Raw genomic sequence first — 16,182 nt, 5'->3', positions numbered from 1 at the left:
CGGCGAATTGTCGCTGGCCTTTCTATTTTCCGCGCTGATCGGCATCGAGCGGGAGATCCGGCAGAAAAGCGTCCGCTTTCCCATCTGCTGGTGGCGCTTGGCGATATCGAGGGGGTGCGGGAGGGGACGCGGATGGACGAGGCGGCCGGGTTCGAATAAGCCACTGATATCTAAATGAATATCAGCCCCATCCCGCCCAGCGCGCCAAGCCCCACCACCGCCAGCGGCGGCAGCTTGGCAACCAGCAGCAGCAGAAACAGAACCAGCGCCAGCGCCGCATCGGCCGGGCGCAGCACCGCGCTGGTCCAGACCGGGTTATAGAGCGAAGCGGCCAGCAGCCCGACCACGGCCGCATTCACCCCGCGCATCGCCGCTTGCGCGCCGGGCCGCCGGCGCAGCGCCGCCCAGAAGGGAAGTGCGGCCAGCAAAATCAGCATCCCCGGCAGGAAGATCCCGATCAGCGCCAGCGCCGCCCCGCCCGGCCCCGGCAAGGGGGCGGCCAGCGTGCCGAGATAGGCGGCGAAGCTGAACAGCGGGCCGGGCACCGCCTGCGCCGCGCCATAGCCAGCCAGGAAAGCCCCAGACCCCACCCAGCCCGGCGCCACCACCGCATCGCGCAGCAGCGGCAGCACCACATGACCGCCGCCAAACACCAGCGCGCCGGCATGGTAGAAGGCCGCCATCACCGCCATGGACGGCATCCAGGCCAGCATCGGCAGCCCGAACAGCAGCAAAAAGAACAGCCCCAGCGCCACCAGCCCGGCCCGGCGCGAGACCGGCATCTGCGCCACCGGCTCCGGCACGCCGCCGCCCTGGCACAGCGCCAGCCCCGCCAACGCCCCCAGCGCGATCACCACCAGCTGCATCGCCCCGCTCTGCGCGCTGAGGATCAGCAGGCCGCACGCCACCGCGATGCCGGCGCGCCGGAGATCCGGGCAGAAGGATTTCGCCATGCCCCAGACCGCCTGCGCGACGATCGCCACCGCCACCAGCTTCAGCCCGTGCAGCAGCCCCTGCCCCAGCCCCCCGTTCAGATGCCCGGCACCGTAAGCGAAGGCGACCAGCAACAAGGCCGAAGGCAGCGTGAACCCAACCCAGGCCGCCAGCGCCCCCGGCAGCCCAGCCCGCAACAGGCCGATGGCAAAGCCGACCTGGCTGCTCGCCGGGCCGGGCAGGAACTGACAGAGCCCAACCAGCTCGGCATAATCGCGCTCCGCCAGCCAGCCGCGCTTGCTCACGAATTCCGTGCGGAAATAGCCGATATGCGCCACCGGCCCGCCAAAGCAGCTGCAGCCCAGCCGCAGGAAAATCCGCAGCACCTCCAGCGCGCTGCCCTTGCTCTCCTCCATGGCGCCCCCCTGATCGCCACGCTCGTAACAGGCCGCACCCGGTTCAGGCCAGCGCGTCATCAAAGCGTCATCCTTCAACCGCCGCATGAGCGCGGCAGACCTCCACGAAGGCCCTTACCGCCCCCGGCAGATCGCGCTGGCTGGGATAATAGAGATGCCAGCCGGGAAAAGGCGGCGCGTAATCCCGCAACAGCCCGACCAGCCGCCCGGCCTCGATATGCGGGCGCAGCAGCTGCTCCGACATGAAGGCGATGCCCACACCCTGCAGCGCCGCCCGCAACGCCACCTCCCGGTGCGAGACGATCAACGGCCCGCCCACCGCCACCGCGAACCAGCGCCCATTCTGCCCGAATTCCCAGTTATAAATCCCCGCCCGGCCCGGCGGGCGGATATTGATGCAGCGATGGCCCAGCAGATCCCCCGGCGTCTGCGGCACCCCGAACTTGTCCAGATATTCAGGCGAAGCGGCGGCGATCTGGCGCATGTCCCCGCACAACCGCAGCGCCACCATGTCCTGCTCCAGCAGCTCGCCGATGCGGATGCCGACATCGAACCCCGCCTCGACGATGTTGGTGACGGCGTCATCCACGGTGATGTCCAGCACGATATCCGGATAGGCGGCATGAAACGCCCCCAGCAGCGGCTCGATGAAGGCGGCGCAGGGCTGGGCCGGGGTGTGCAACCGCACCAGCCCGGCCGGCGTGTCCCGCAGGCTGGCGACATCCTCAAGTGCCGCCTGCATCTCCGCCATCGCCGGCTTGAAGCGCGCCAGCAACCGGGTGCCGGCTGCGGTGAGCGAGAGGCTGCGGGTGGTGCGGTTGAGCAGCCGCACCCCCAGCGCCTCCTCCAGCTCGCGGATCATCTGGCTCAGCGTCGGCGCGGCAATGCGCAGCCGGGTCGCGGCGCGGGCGAAATTCTGCTCCTCCACCACCGTCACGAAGGCCCGCAGCCGGGCAAACTCAGTTCCGCGCATTATACCTCAAAACTCGAATAGCCTGTTTCAATTCTACCCTATTAACCTAACGGCGTGGGGCGGGATATGACAGTCCGAGAAAACGGAGTGTGAAGCCATGGAGATCGACATCGCCATCATCGGCGGCGGCGCCGCCGGCATCGGTGCGGCGCGCCATCTGGCCGGGCAGGGACGCAAGGTGATGCTGATCGAGGCAGCAGCACGCCTGGGCGGGCGGGGCTGGACCCTGGATCTGGCCGGGCTGAAGCTGGATATGGGCTGTGCCTGGCTGCATTCGGCCAGCCGCAATGTCTGGACGCGGCTGGCCGAGGCCGCCGGGGTGGAGATCTATCGCCGCCCCTCCGCCTGGCGCCGGCAATATCGCGATCTCGGCTTCACCCCCGCCGAGCAGGATGCGGCGAGCGAGGCGTTCGATGCCTGGTCGCAACGCCTGCTCGACAACCCGCCGGCGGATGATGTCGCCGCCGGCGCGCTGGAGGCTGGTGGGGCGTGGAATGATTATATCCGCACCATCGTCGGCTTCATCAGCGGCGGCCGGCTGGAGGAGATGTCCGCCGCCGATTACGCCGCCTATGAGGAGGCCTCCACCGACGAGAACTGGCGCATGCCCGGCGGCTATGGCGCGCTGATCAGCTCCCATTTTCCGGCCGGGGTGGATTTGAAACTCTCCACGCCGGTGCAGGAGATTTCTCTCACCGCCGCGGGCGTGGCGCTGACCACGCCGGGCGGGACGATCCGCGCGCGCGCCGCCATCCTCACCTGCTCCACCGCGATGCTGGCGGACGAGCGGATCAGGCTGCCGGCGGGGGCGGCTGCGTGGCGGGAGGCGGCCGCACAGCTGCCGCTCGGCCATGACGAGAAGGTGATTTTCGAGCTGCTGGAACCCGAAGCGTTCGAGCCCCGCAGCCATCTGCTCGGCGACCCGCGCGATGTGAAAGCGATGAGTTACGGCATCCGGCCTATGGGTTTACCGACCATCGAAGCCTATCTCGGCAATGACAGCGCCGAGATCATCACCCGCGAAGGTCCGGTCGCCGCCTACGCGGCAGCCATGGACGGGCTGGCGAAGCTGCTGGGTGCCGATGTGCGCAAACAGCTGCGCCCGCTGATCACCACCGACTGGACCCGCACCACCCATATCGGCGGCTCCTACTCCTACGCCCGCCCCGGCCAACGCAGCGCCCGCGCGGCGCTAGCGCGGCCATTCGAGAACCGTCTGTTTTTCGCAGGGGAAGCGACACATGCAACGGATTTTTCGACCGCGCATGGGGCCTATGAGAGCGGGGTGCGGGCGGCGACGGAGGTATTGGGGGTGATGGCACAAGTGGGGTGAGCGGGTTTTTTAGAGCAATATGTGTTTAGGTTGACGCGGTAGCGTCAAGATAAGCACATAAAATTACTCGCAAAAACAAAAGTTAGAGCATCAAGCTAAAAGCTTGATGCTCTAAGGTGACGCAAAGGATCGTTTTGCGCGGCTGGTTGCGGGGCGTTATGGCAAAGTGGGCATCTGTGAGTGACGGCTTACGACCCTTTGCAGATGCACACCCTGCTTTCAACAAGGCTCGATAGCCGTGATTGCTTACCGTCGCAGATTTCTGTCGCAAGATATCGTATCAAGCGACAGAAATCCGCGACACGAAATCGCCATATGCCTCCAACAGGGGGCGATTGTCGCATAATTTACAAGTTATGCGACAGACCGGGACCGGCTAGGGGGACGCGGAATGTCTGGTTTTAGGTAGTGCGGCGCTTATAGCGGACGAGACAACGATGATAAGTATGTCATCAAAATTGTCGAGCGCAGATGCGTGATAGTGCGAGCCACTCTAGGCATAATAGATAAGCAACGCTGCAGCAGTTAGGGCAAAAATATAGCCACCGAATATCTTGAAGAGAAGGATCGTTACGTTCATCGCATTCGATTTTTGCTTCGATAACGTCGGAGGTGCGCCTGCTATAGCTCCTGTTCTTTGAAGAATATAAGCGGATATATCGCTAAATGAAGCAGAAAAACCCTTGCCAGAAATCGAAGTTAGAAGCTCGCCATCTTTGGAGAAGAGCTTTACAGCTTCTAACGTTGTCTTGCGTGAGGGCAGAGATGGTCCTCTGTAAACGAGTACATCCATATCCCCATGATATACCCACCCCAACTGTTCGATGGGAAATGTCTTTTTACGTTCGCCAAAATTACGCCAAGAGATCTGTTTGTTGTTAATTTCAAGGAGCGCAGGGCGGGTTAAGGCGAGAAAAACCACAATAAGCAATATATTGCCCCAATGTATGGGCAAGAGCATTTCCAAAACCAAGGTCGAAATGGGGGCGCGCTGTGCAGCGAATGATAGGAACACAGTGATGCTCCAATAAGACCAACCGCCAAGGCAGCAAGCTATCATAAGCTGTGATAGAATTGTCTCTCGATTTCTCGTGAAGTAGGCTGTCCCATCCGGTTTCTCGAGAATTCCTAGCATATCGAAAGGATACGACAGGCCCATTTTTCACACAAGGCCGGAATGAAGACGGCAAGATTCTTGAAGAAGTAGCGGGGACGCTCATGTCTGCTTCCGTGAACAACACTAACTGATTTGAGTGTCCGCTTTAGTGAAGGGTTTCGGACGCCGCGCTGGCACGGCTGGCGGTACGTCGAGGGGGCGGCGTTCGAGGGCCACCCATGTACATGGGGCGTTTTTGCCGGGATCAGGATTGTCGCGTAACTTAGGATTTACGCGACAGTCTGCAACGGCATAGGTCCGCTTTACCAGCCCGGACGCTCTTAAGCGGAAAGGCAGCTATCCCCCCTAACCTCCCCTACTCCCCGTTCGGATCCCCCGCCGCCGTCGCCCAGGCCAGCTCCACCAGCGTCACGATTCGTCGCCCCGCCCCGTCCTGCTGGCACACAATCAACCCCTGCTCTTCCATGTAGGTGAGCAGCCGGCGCGCCCGGCCCATTGAGCGGGTGCCGTAGGCGCGGGCGATGGCGGCGTCCGAGGGGCAAGGGGCACCATCCTTCGCGGCGCGGGCGATCATCATATAGATCCCCTGCATATCCTCCGGCAGCAGGCCAGCGCGGGCGGTCACGTCCTGCCAGACCTCCTCCTGCGCCATCTCGGCGGAGATGCCGGCACGGGCGCGCGTCAGCATCCGGCGGAAGGCGGCCATGTCCGGCGCGCCATTGCCCATGCCCTCGATCCGGCAGCGGACCAGAAAATCCTGATACAGCACGCCGACGGTGCGAAACCCCGCCTCCGGGTCGGCGAGGATGGCGGTGAGGATCTTATCCAGCCGGGCGCGGCGGGCGGCCAGCTCCTCCGGGCTGGGCGGGGCGGCCGCTTCCTCGGCGCGCTCCTGCACCGCCGGGGCCGCTTCCATCAGCTGGCTGATCAGGTCCGGCGGCGGCGGGGCCGGGGCGCGGCGCACCGGTCGCGGGGCGTCCGGCGGAGGTGCTGCCAGAATCACCGCATGCGCATCCTCCAACGCCGCCCCCGGCAGCGGGGTCAGGCGCGGGGTGGAGGTGCGCGGCGCGGTCTGCGTGGCGCCGATGCGAATCGAGAGCGGCCGGCGCGACAAAGCCGGGCCGAGCGCCATGAAATGCCCGCGCTCCAGGTCCCGGAACGCCTCCGCCTGGCGGCGCTCCATGCCCAGCAGATCCGCCGCCCGCGCCATATCGATATCCAGAAAGGTGCGGCCCATCAGGAAGTTGGAGGCCTCGGCGGCGACATTCTTGGCCAGCTTGGCCAGGCGCTGGGTGGCGATGACCCCCGCCAGCCCGCGCTTGCGCCCGCGGCACATCAGATTGGTCATCGCCCCGAGAGAGAGCTTGCGGGCCTCGTCCGCAACCTCGCCGCCGACGGCGGGGGCGAAAAGCTGGGCCTCGTCCACCACCACCAGCACCGGGTACCAATGGTCGCGCGGCACCTCGAACATGCCACCGAGAAAGGCAGCGGCGCGGCGCATCTGGGTCTCCGCGTCCAGCCCTTCCAGGTTCAGCACGGTAGAGACGCGGTGCATCCGCGCCCGCTCGCCGGCCAGTTGCAGCCCCTGCTCGCTATGCGCCTCGGCATCGATCACCAGATGCCCGAAGGCCTCGGCCAAAGTGACGAAATCGCCTTCCGGGTCGATGATCGCCTGCTGCACCCAGGGCGCGCTCTGCTCCAGCAGCCGGCGCAGCAAATGGGATTTGCCGGAGCCGGAATTGCCCTGCACCAGCAGGCGGGTGGCGAGCAGCTCCTCCAGATCCATGGCGGCCGCAACCCCGCCGGGCCCCTGCCCCATCTCAATCGCTACCGTCATATCCCGAGTCCAAAGCCCTGCATCGCCGGGAGGGCTTATCAACCGCGGCGGGCCGCGTCGAGGCTGGTGCGAATCCTTGAAAACAACCTTCTGAAAATTTGCAAAAGTTTTTTGGTGCCGCTTTTTTTCAAAAAAGCGGCGAAAACGGCTGGGCGTAGGCAACGCCGCCGTCACCCCGCGAACCTTCGTGGGAAGTTTTTGAAAAAAGCTCGCACCCCCTCAAAAACTTTTACAACTCTGGCTTAATGATGCCGATTCAGCGCGGCCACGAAGCTACGGCTGAAGGCGGTGGCGTTATGGGTACGGATATGCTCCAGCAGCGCCTCATGCCGCTCCTGGCGCTCCTCCAGGCTCATGCTCATCGCCCGATCCATCGCCGCCGCCATCGCGTCGATGTCATAGGGGTTGACCAGCAGCGCCTCGGGCAGCAGCGAGGCCGCCCCGGCGAAGCGCGAAAGGATCAGCACACCCGGATCCGCCCCGTCCTGCGCGGCGATATATTCCATCGCCACCAGATTCATGCCGTCACGCAAAGGCGTGACCAGCCCGATATGCGAGATCCGGAACATCCCCGCCAGCAGGCCGCGCCCGGCCGCGCGGGTCATGTAGCGCAGCGGCACCCAGTCGAAATCCGAGAACGCGCCATTGATGGCGCCGGCCTTGTAGGCCAGCTCGTCGCGCAGGGATTTGTACTTCTCCACCTCCTCGCGCGAGGGGGCGGCGACCTGCAGGAAGCTGATCCTGCGCCGATGCTCGGGATAGCTGCCGAGGAAGCGCCGATAGGCGTCGAAACGCGCCGGCAGGCCCTTGGTATAGTCCAGCCGGTCGGCGCTGATCATCAGCGTGCGCCCGTTCAGGCTTTCCACCACGCGCTTGGCCTCCACCCGGCGGATGGCGCGCCCGGCGAGGCGCGAGAAACCCTCCACATCGATGCCGATCGGCGTGACCACGACGCGGATGCGCCGCCCCTCATGCAGCACGTCATCGCCCTGCACCTGGTAACCATGCGCCGCCATCGCCTCGAGAAACCGCGCCCGGTCCGGGGGGGTATGAAAGCCGATCACGTCATGCGCCAGCATGCCGGCCAGCAGCTCCTCCGCGCAGGGCAGCAGCTCAAACAAAGCCGGCGCCGGGAAGGGAATATGCAGGAAGAAGCCGATGCGGTTGCGCACCCCGCGCCGACGCAGATCCGCCGCCACGCCGAGCAGCTGGTAGTCATGGATCCAGATCAGATCATCCGGCCGCAGCAGTGCCATCAGCGCTTCCGCGAATTGCTCATTCACCTCGCGATAGGCCTTGTACTCGGCGGAATCGAAGGTGACGAAGCTCGGCATCATGTGAAAGAGCGGCCAGAGCGTGGCGTTGGAAAAGCCGAGATAGAAGGCGCGGTGGTCAGCCTCCGCCAGATCGATGGTGGCGTAGGTCACACCTTCGGCCTCGGCGCGGGTCACCTCATGGGAGCGCGTGTCGATGCATTTGCCCGACCAGCCAAACCAGACCGAGCCCGGCACCAGCGCATCGGCCAGCCCCACCGCCAGCCCGCCGGCGCGCGGCGCGGCGCCATCCGAGACATCCGGGACGCGATTAGAGACGATTACGAGGCGCGCCATAGCCCCTCCTCCCAGCCGCGCGAGAGACGCATCGCGCAGAGAATCAAGCCCACATGGGAATAGGTTTGCGGAAAATTGCCCCAGAGCCGGCCGGGCGTGCCATCCTGCGCCGGCTCCACATCCTCGGCCAGCAGCCCGACATGGTTGCGCGCCGCCAGAATGCGCTCGAACAGCTCCATCGCCTGCGCCCGCCGCCCGGCCAGCGCCAGGGCACTGACATGCCAGAAGCTGCACAGCAAAAACGCGGTTTCCGGCAGGCCGAAATCATCCGGGTCGTCATAGCGCATGACGAAGCCGCCATGCATCAGCCGGCGCTCGACCATATCCAAGGTCGCCGCGAATTCCGGGGATTTCGCGTCGATGAAGCCGATATTGGGCAGCACCAGCACCGAGGCATCCGCCACCTCCTGATCCAGCGCACCGGAGATCCAGCCTTCCCTGGTCACCACCCGGCGCATGATTTCCGCGCGCAGGCTCTGGGCGCGCAGGGTCCATTGCACCGCCTCCGCCTCCAGCCCCAGCGTCGAGGCGATCATCGCCAGGCGCGAGAGGGCGGCCCAGCACATCGCGGCGGAGAAGCTGTGTACGCGGGCCATGCCGCGAAATTCCCACGGCCCCGCATCCGGCTCCAGCGCCACGCGCTCGGCTATGTCGCCCAGCTCGCAGAGCTGGCGATAGAGCGCCTCATCGCCGCGCACCCGCAGCCGGCGGTCGAAGAAAAGCTGCGCCAGGCTCATGATGATCGAGCCATAGGCATCGTTCTGGCGCTGCCCGGCGGCGCCATTGCCGACCCGCACCGGCAGATTGCCTTCGCCATAGCCGGTCAGCGCCGGGGCGATATATTCATCCAGCTTCATGCCCGGCGCGATGGGAAAGAGCGGCGGCAGCTCGCGCGGGCCGGCACTGGTGACGGTATCCAGCACGAAGCCGAGATAGGTCTCCATCGTCCGCGTCGCCGAGAGCTGGTTGAGGGCGGCGATGGTGAACATCGAATCACGCAGCCAGCAGAAACGGTAATCCCAGTTGCGCCCGGAGCCCTGGGCCTCGGGTAGCGAGGTGGTGAGGGCCGCGACGATGCCGCCAGTATCGTCATAAGAGCAGAGCTTGAGCGTGATCGCGGCGCGGATCACCGCCTCCTGCCAGTCGAACGGCACGTTCAGGCTGGCGACCCATTCCTCCCAATAAGCCCGAGTTTCGGCCAGGAAATGCGTGGCCAGCTGGTCCGGCGCCTGGTTCAGCGGCTCATCCACGCTCAGCACCAGCGTGCCCGGCCGGCCCAGCGTGAGCGGCTGCTCATGCACGATATGCGAGATCGGCAGATCCGTGGTCACCCGCAGGGCGAATTCCGGGCCGACAAAACGCAGATGATTGCTGCCAATCCCCGGCTTGGGATGCTCCGCGCCATAGGCGAAGCCCGGCTTGATGCGCAGCTTCACCCGCGGCCGCCCAGCGAGCGGCTCCAGCCGGCGCATGAGCATGTAGGGATGGAAAACCCGCCCATAAAGCCGGAAACGCGGGCAGAAATCCAGCACCCGCAGCGCATTGCCCTGATCATCGCGCAGGATCGTCTCCAGGATCGCGGTATTGGGCAGATAGCTCTGTGTCGCCTCGACCTGGCCGACCAGCTCGACATGCATCTCCCCTTGCTCAGCCGGGCCGCCAAGCAGAGCGTGAAAGACCGGGTCGCCATCCAGCCGCGGCCAACAGCACCAGACATGCCGGCCGTCCCGGTCCACCAGCGAGGCGATGGCACCATTGCCGATGACGGCGAGGTCAAGATTGGAGCGTAGCGACATCCATCCTCCCTTTTTCCAGGCTGGCGGCCAGCCAGGCGCGCACCGCCTCGACCTTGCCACCGAAATCACGGGCGACATGCAGCCCCATCCCGCCCATCTCACGGGCACGGGCGATGGCCGGCTCGTCCGTCACATCATCGCCGATGAAGACCGGCCGGCGCCCCGCATAAGGCGGCAGCGCCATGAAGCGCTCCAGCGCCGCGCCCTTATCCGTGCCGCGCTGGCGGATTTCCAGGGCGGCGTGCGCCGGCATCAGCACCAACCCGGGATGCGGCGCGGCCAGCGCCTGACCCAGCTCGGTCAGCGCCTCCTGCGCCTGCGGGGCGGCGCGCCAATGCAGCACCAACCCGAAGCGTTTTTCCTCCAGCAGCGTGCCAGGATGGCGCCCCACCGCCTCGGCCAGCGGCGCGCGCAGCGCCTGCAAGGCGGGGTCCGGCCGCGCCTCGGCGATGATCGCCCCGTCCCCGGCGCGCAACACGGCGCCATGCTCCGCCCCGGCGGCGAAACCTGCCCCGAGCAGCTGGTCGATATCCGCCAGACGGCGGCCGGAGAGCAAAGCCAGCGCCCCATCCAGCCAGCCCGCCAGCCCGCGCAGCAGCGGCGGCAGGCCAGGCGGCACCTCCACACCCAACGGATCAACAGAGAAGTTGAGAAGCGTTCCGTCAATATCAAGGAACAGGGCGCAATCATGTGCCAATTCGGGCGGAGAGTTCTGGTGGCGCATCCGACCGATATGGCCACGGAAATGCTGCCACATCCTAACCGCGACATGAAGATCCTGTAACATCAGCCATTTGTGGCGGAATGCCGATGTCGCGCTTGCCATTTTGGCCCGATTTCTGCCACACCCCGTCCCCCAGAACGGTCACGCGATCCGAATTACAGCCATAAGGCCAAAACATGTCCGATATGATATCGATTGATAAGCCCGGCAGCCGCCATGACGGGCCGACCATCGCCTTGCACTGGCTCACCGCCCTGCTGGTTGTGGTGAACTTCCTGCTGGCGGAATTCTGGGATTTTTTCTCCAAACCGAACCATCATCTGATGATCGTGCTGCATATGTCCTTCGGGCTGCTGCTCACGGCGGTGTTCGTGCTGCGGCTGGTCTGGCGCGCCCGCCCCGGCCACACCCAGTTCGACGATGGCAAGGACCTGCTCAATCGCGGTGCGCGCGGGCTGCACCACCTGCTTTATCTGCTGCTGGGCGCGGAAATCCTGCTCGGCTTCGCCACACGCTGGACGGATAACCAGCCCTTGAGCTTCTTCGGCCTGCCGATCCCTTCGCCCTTCGGCGATTTTTCCAGGGCGACCGGGCATTTCGTCGACCAGATCCATGATTATGTCGCCTGGACGATCATCATCCTCGCCGGGCTGCATGCGCTGGCGGCGTTGGTGCATCATTATGTGCTGAAGGACGGGGTGCTGCGCCGCATGCTGCCGCGCGGCTAGAGCAGCATCCGATCAAACGGACTCGTTTGATCGGATAAAGTTGCTCGGGCAAACAAAAAGCTAGAGCGTATTCCGTGCGCCAAAGTGAACGGAATACGCTCTAGCCGCAAATCTTTATACGCTCTTTATGGCGCCGCGATGCCTTCCGCATCGCGGCTTTATTTTTGTCCGCCTACACCAAAGGCTTCCATAGGAGGCCGTAAATGGGCGATCTCGTCACCATCATCTTCGGCGCGATGATTTTCGCGTTGTTGATTCTTTATGTTCCCGCCTGCGAGCACGTATGATGCTGGACCAGGTTCTGGGTGGCGCCATCTGCGCCGTGCTGCTGGTTTATCTGGTCTGGGCGATGCTGCGCCCTGAAGATTTCTGAGAGAACTCCCATGACAATTCAGGGCTTCGCGTATATCGCGCTGGTCTTTCTGCTCGTGCTCGGCGCGGCGTTTCCGCTCGGGCGCTATCTGGCGGCGATTTTTGAAGGGCGGGTGCGGTTTCTGCGCCCGCTCGAAACCGGGATTTACCGGCTGGCCGGGGTGGATGAACGCCGCGCCATGGGGTGGCAAAGCTACGCGGTGGCGTTGCTGCTGCTCAGCGTGATCCATTTCGCGCTGCTCTATGCGATTTTGCGGCTGCAATTCTATCTGCCGATGAACCCGCAACATATCGCCGGCATGTCGCCGCGCCTGGCCTTCAACACCGCCGCCAGCTTCGCCACCAACACCAACTGGCAGGCCTACGCGCCGGAGGCGCAGATCTCTGACGGTGCGCAGGCCTATGGGCTGGCGGTGCATATGTTCATCTCCGCCGCCGCCGGCATCGCCGCCGCCGCCGCGATGATGCGCGCCTTTACTGGAAACGCGGCGCGGCTGGGGAATTTCTATGTCGATCTCACCCGCATCACCCTCTATCTGCTGCTGCCCGGCGCTTTGATCGCGGCGGTGGTGCTGGTGCTGGCGGGCGTACCGCAAAGTTTCTCTGGCTTCATCACCGCGCACACGCTGCAGGGCGGCACGCAGACCATCGCCATCGGGCCGGTGGCGATGCAGGAGGCGATCAAGGAGCTGGGCACCAATGGCGGCGGCTTCTTCAACGCCAATTCCGCGCATCCGTTCGAAAATCCCAATGGCTGGACCAACCTCTTTGAAAACTGGCTGCTGCTGGTGATCGGCTTCGCCCTGCCCATCGCCTTCGGCCATATGGTGAAGGACAAGGCGCAGGGCCGCGCGCTGATGGCGGCGATGGCGATCATCCTGGCGCTGGGCTGCATCGGCGCCTACGCGGCGGAGGCGCATGGCAACCCGCTGCAAATCGCTGCCGGCGTCGCGCCGGGCGGCAATTGGGAAGGCAAGGAAATGCGCTTCGGCATCGCCCCCAGCACCACCTTCAACGTCTCCGCCACCGGCACCTCAACGGGTGCCGTGGACAGCTTCACCGACAGCTACACCCCGCTGGGCGGTGCCGTGCCGCTGTTCCTTATGCAGCTGGGCGAGGTGACACCGGGCGGCGTCGGCTCGGGCTTCTACACCATCATCGTCTTCGCTTTGTTCTCGGTGTTTATTGCGGGTTTGATGGTCGGGCGCACACCGGAATATCTCGGCAAGAAGGTGCAGGCGAAGGAGATCAAGCTCGCCATGCTCGGCGTGCTGATCCTCACGCTGTTCATCCTGGCCGGGGCCGGCTTCTCGCTGGTCACCAAATCCGGGCTGGCGTCCTTGGCGAATGCCGGGCCGCACGGCCTCACCGAGATGCTCTATGGCTGGACCTCCGCCACCGAGAATAATGGCAGCGCCTTCGCCGGCCTCTCCGCCGACACGCCCTTGCTGGATTACGGGCTGGGGGCGGCGATGCTGTTCGGGCGCTTCGCCTTCATGATCCCGGTTCTGGCCATCGCCGGCTCGCTCGCCGCCAAGCCGCGCCTGGCCGCCAGCGCCGGCACCTTCCCCACCACCGGCCCGCTTTTCATCGGGCTGCTCATCGGCGTCATCATCATCCTCGGCGGTCTGCAATTCCTGCCGGCCGATACGCTGGGCCCGCTCGCCGAACATGTGCTCCTGCAAGCTGGAAAGATTTTCTGACATGTCGAACGCTGAAACGATTTCCCTGTTCGATGCCGGCATCATGCGCCGCGCGGGCCTGGATGCGCTGGCCAAACTCAACCCCGTCACGCTGATGCGCAATCCGGTGATCTTCGTCACCGAGATCGTCTCGGCCCTGGTCACCGCCACCGGCATCGAGGCGTTGGTGACACACCGGCCGGCGGAATTTCCCCTGGTCATCGCGGCCTGGCTGTGGCTGACAGTGATCTTCGCCACCTTCGCCGAGGCGGTGGCGGAAGGGCGCGGGCGGGCGCGGGCGGAAACGCTGCGCCGCGCCCGCTCGGATACCATGGCCAAGCTGCTCACCAACCCGCCCAACCGCGCCCTCTACAAACCCACCGCGGCACCTGATCTGCGCCAGGGCGATATCGTGCTGGTCGAGATGGGGGACATCATCCCCTCGGACGGCGAGATCATCGAAGGTGTCGCCAGCGTCAATGAAAGTGCCGTCACCGGCGAATCCGCCCCCGTCGTGCGCGAGGCGGGCGGCGATCGCTCGGCGGTGACCGGCGGCACCCAGCTGGTCTCGGACTGGCTGGTGATCCGCATCACCGCCGATGCCGGCAACACCTTTCTGGACCGCATGATTTCGCTGGTGGAAGGGGCGGAGCGCCGCAAGACGCCGAATGAGATCGCCCTGAACATCCTGCTCGCCGGCCTCACCTTGGTGTTTCTCATCGCGGTGGTGACACTGGTCGGCTTTGGTGCTTATTCCGGAACGAGCTTTTCCATCCCCGTGCTGGCGGCTTTGCTGGTCTGCCTGATCCCCACCACCATCGGCGGGCTGCTCTCGGCCATCGGCATTGCCGGCATGGACCGGCTGGTGCGCTTCAATGTCGTCGCCACCTCCGGGCGCGCGGTGGAGGCGGCGGGCGATGTCGATGCGCTGCTGCTCGACAAGACCGGCACCATCACCTTCGGCAACCGCATGGCCTCGGCCTTCTACCCGGTGAATGGCGTGCAGGAGCGCGATCTGGCGCAGGCCTGCGCGATGGCGAGCCTGGGCGATGAAACCCCGGAAGGCCGCTCCATCCTCGCCCTGGCGCGCGACAAATACAGCCTCACGCCCGAGCGTCCGGCGGATGCCACCATCATCCCCTTCAGCGCCAATACCCGCATGTCCGGCATCGACAGCGCTGGCCAGGCCTACCGCAAAGGGGCTGTGGATTCCGTGCTGAAAGCGCTGAACACGCAAGGCGACGACGCCTTCGCACAAGCCGCCGCGCGCATCGGCCGCGCCGGCTCCACCCCGCTGGCGGTGGCGCTGAACGACAAGTTGCTCGGGCTGATCGAGCTGAAAGATATCGTCAAACCCGGCATCAAGGAACGCTTCGCCGCCCTGCGCGCCATGGGCATCCGCACCGTGATGGTCACCGGCGATAACCGCGTCACCGCCGCCGCCATCGCCGCCGAGGCCGGGGTGGACGACTACATCGCCGAGGCCACACCGCAGAACAAGCTTGATTATATCAGAAAGGTTCAGGAGGAAGGCCGCCTGGTCGCGATGTGCGGCGACGGCACCAACGACGCCCCGGCCCTGGCGCAGGCGGATGTCGGCGTGGCAATGCAGACCGGCACCCAGGCGGCGCGCGAGGCCGGCAACATGGTGGATCTGGACAGCGACCCGACCAAGCTGATCGAGATCGTCGAGATCGGCAAGCAATTGCTGATCACCCGCGGGGCGCTGACCACCTTCTCCATCGCCAACGACATCTCAAAATATTTCGCTATCCTGCCAGCGATTTTCGTGAGCACCTACCCGCAGCTGGGGGTTTTCAACATCATGCATCTGCGCAGCCCGGAGAGTGCGATCCTCTCGGCGGTGATCTTCAATGCGCTGATCATCGTGGTGCTGGTGCCGCTCGCGCTCAAGGGGGTGAAATTCCGCGCCATCGGCGCCGCCGCCCTGCTCAAGCGCAACCTGCTGATCTACGGGCTGGGCGGCCTCATCGCGCCCTTCGCCGGGATCAAGCTGATCGACATGCTGCTTGGCCTGATCTGAAGGAACATCATCATGATACTCCGCGAACTTCGCCCGGCGCTCTCGCTGGTCGTGCTTTTCACACTGGGCCTTGGTTTCATCCTACCGGAGGCCTTCACCGGCGCCATGCAGGCGGCGCTGCCCGTCCAGGCCAATGGCTCGCTGCTGCGCCAGAACGGCCAGATCATCGGCTCCGCCTTGATCGGGCAGAATTTCACCGGGGCGGATTATTTCCAGCCCCGTCCCTCGGCGCTGATGGGTACGGATGCCAAGGGCAACGCCATCCCCACCCCGTATGACGCCAGCGAATCCGGCGCCTCGAATCTCGGCCCCACCAGTGCCGCGCTGCAAACCGCCATCCAGCAGCGCGTCGCCGCCTACGTTAAAGCCTATGGCCCGGGGCCGGTCCCGCCGGATGCCGTCACCAGCTCCGGCTCCGGGCTGGACCCTGACATCTCGCTCGCCAACGCGCTGCGCCAGGCCCCCGCCATCGCCGCCGCGCGGCATCTGCCGGCAGCGACCGTGACCGACCTCATCGCCCGCACGACCCACCATGCTGTGCTCGGCGTCATCGGCACCGATCATGTGAATGTCCTCGAACTCAATCTTGCGCTGGACAAGCTCAGCCGCCCATAAAC

General features: G+C 65.0%; 13 protein-coding genes. 6 read left to right on the top strand and 7 right to left on the bottom strand.

Annotated elements, in window-relative coordinates; all coding sequences use genetic code 11:
- Window positions 1–170 precede the first annotated feature (170 nt).
- Together chrA and T331_RS0105930 are read right to left on the bottom strand one after the other, a co-directional pair.
- Window positions 171–1,409 (bottom strand): chromate efflux transporter, encoded by a 1,239-nt coding sequence (gene chrA, locus T331_RS0105935; RefSeq protein WP_456049064.1) that lies wholly within the window; start codon window positions 1,407–1,409, stop codon window positions 171–173.
- A gap of 7 nt (window positions 1,410–1,416) precedes the next feature.
- Window positions 1,417–2,322, bottom strand: coding sequence for a LysR family transcriptional regulator (locus T331_RS0105930; RefSeq protein WP_026439371.1), 906 nt, complete (start codon window positions 2,320–2,322; stop codon window positions 1,417–1,419).
- A gap of 97 nt (window positions 2,323–2,419) precedes the next feature.
- Between T331_RS0105930 and T331_RS0105925 the strand changes: the two genes are divergently transcribed.
- On the top strand, window positions 2,420–3,655 hold the full coding sequence (locus T331_RS0105925; RefSeq protein ID WP_026439370.1) for a flavin monoamine oxidase family protein: 1,236 nt from the start codon (window positions 2,420–2,422) through the stop codon (window positions 3,653–3,655).
- 493 nt (window positions 3,656–4,148) lie between these two features.
- Here the strand turns inward: T331_RS0105925 and T331_RS19800 are convergent, their stop codons facing one another.
- The 5 genes from T331_RS19800 to otsB form a co-directional block, all read right to left on the bottom strand.
- Entirely contained in the window at window positions 4,149–4,814 is a 666-nt protein-coding gene (locus T331_RS19800; protein WP_162173880.1) for a hypothetical protein, read from the bottom strand.
- Window positions 4,815–5,127: 313 nt separating this feature from the next.
- Window positions 5,128–6,609, bottom strand: coding sequence for an ATP-binding protein (locus T331_RS0105920; RefSeq protein WP_026439369.1), 1,482 nt, complete (start codon window positions 6,607–6,609; stop codon window positions 5,128–5,130).
- A gap of 242 nt (window positions 6,610–6,851) precedes the next feature.
- Window positions 6,852–8,219 (bottom strand): alpha,alpha-trehalose-phosphate synthase (UDP-forming), encoded by a 1,368-nt coding sequence (locus T331_RS0105915; protein ID WP_008494246.1) that lies wholly within the window; start codon window positions 8,217–8,219, stop codon window positions 6,852–6,854.
- Window positions 8,204–10,015, bottom strand: a complete 1,812-nt coding sequence (locus T331_RS0105910) for a glycoside hydrolase family 15 protein (protein ID WP_026439368.1) — start codon at window positions 10,013–10,015, stop codon at window positions 8,204–8,206. Before T331_RS0105910 ends, T331_RS0105915 begins: the two co-directional genes overlap by 16 nt.
- Complete coding sequence (gene otsB, locus T331_RS0105905) at window positions 9,993–10,802, bottom strand: trehalose-phosphatase (protein WP_244876900.1); 810 nt, start codon at window positions 10,800–10,802, stop codon at window positions 9,993–9,995. The genes T331_RS0105910 and otsB overlap by 23 nt, the downstream gene beginning before the upstream one ends.
- A gap of 113 nt (window positions 10,803–10,915) precedes the next feature.
- On the opposite strand from otsB, the gene T331_RS0105900 reads away from it, so the two are divergent.
- The 5 genes from T331_RS0105900 to kdpC all read left to right on the top strand — a co-directional run bounded on the left by T331_RS0105900 (window position 10,916) and on the right by kdpC (window position 16,180).
- Window positions 10,916–11,467, top strand: a complete 552-nt coding sequence (locus T331_RS0105900; RefSeq protein ID WP_008494243.1) for a cytochrome b — start codon at window positions 10,916–10,918, stop codon at window positions 11,465–11,467.
- Between the two features lie 283 nt (window positions 11,468–11,750).
- Window positions 11,751–11,840: a K(+)-transporting ATPase subunit F gene (kdpF, locus tag T331_RS19415; protein WP_081822134.1), complete on the top strand. Its 90-nt coding sequence runs from the start codon at window positions 11,751–11,753 to the stop codon at window positions 11,838–11,840.
- Window positions 11,841–11,850: 10 nt separating this feature from the next.
- The gene (gene kdpA, locus T331_RS0105885; protein WP_026439366.1) at window positions 11,851–13,542 is read left to right on the top strand and encodes a potassium-transporting ATPase subunit KdpA; all 1,692 of its coding nucleotides are present in this window, start codon (window positions 11,851–11,853) and stop codon (window positions 13,540–13,542) included.
- Between the two features lies 1 nt (window position 13,543).
- A complete protein-coding gene (gene kdpB / locus T331_RS0105880; protein WP_026439365.1) occupies window positions 13,544–15,565 on the top strand; it encodes a potassium-transporting ATPase subunit KdpB in 2,022 nt (673 codons plus the stop codon).
- A 12-nt stretch (window positions 15,566–15,577) separates the two neighbouring features.
- Complete coding sequence (gene kdpC, locus T331_RS0105875; protein WP_407637427.1) at window positions 15,578–16,180, top strand: potassium-transporting ATPase subunit KdpC; 603 nt, start codon at window positions 15,578–15,580, stop codon at window positions 16,178–16,180.
- Window positions 16,181–16,182: the final 2 nt, after the last annotated feature.

The sequence above is a fragment of the Acidocella facilis ATCC 35904 genome (genome assembly GCF_000687875.1).
Classification (GTDB): domain Bacteria; phylum Pseudomonadota; class Alphaproteobacteria; order Acetobacterales; family Acetobacteraceae; genus Acidocella; species Acidocella facilis.
The sequence above is the reverse complement of the archived record's forward strand: the minus strand, read 5'-3'. Positions and strand labels throughout refer to the sequence as shown.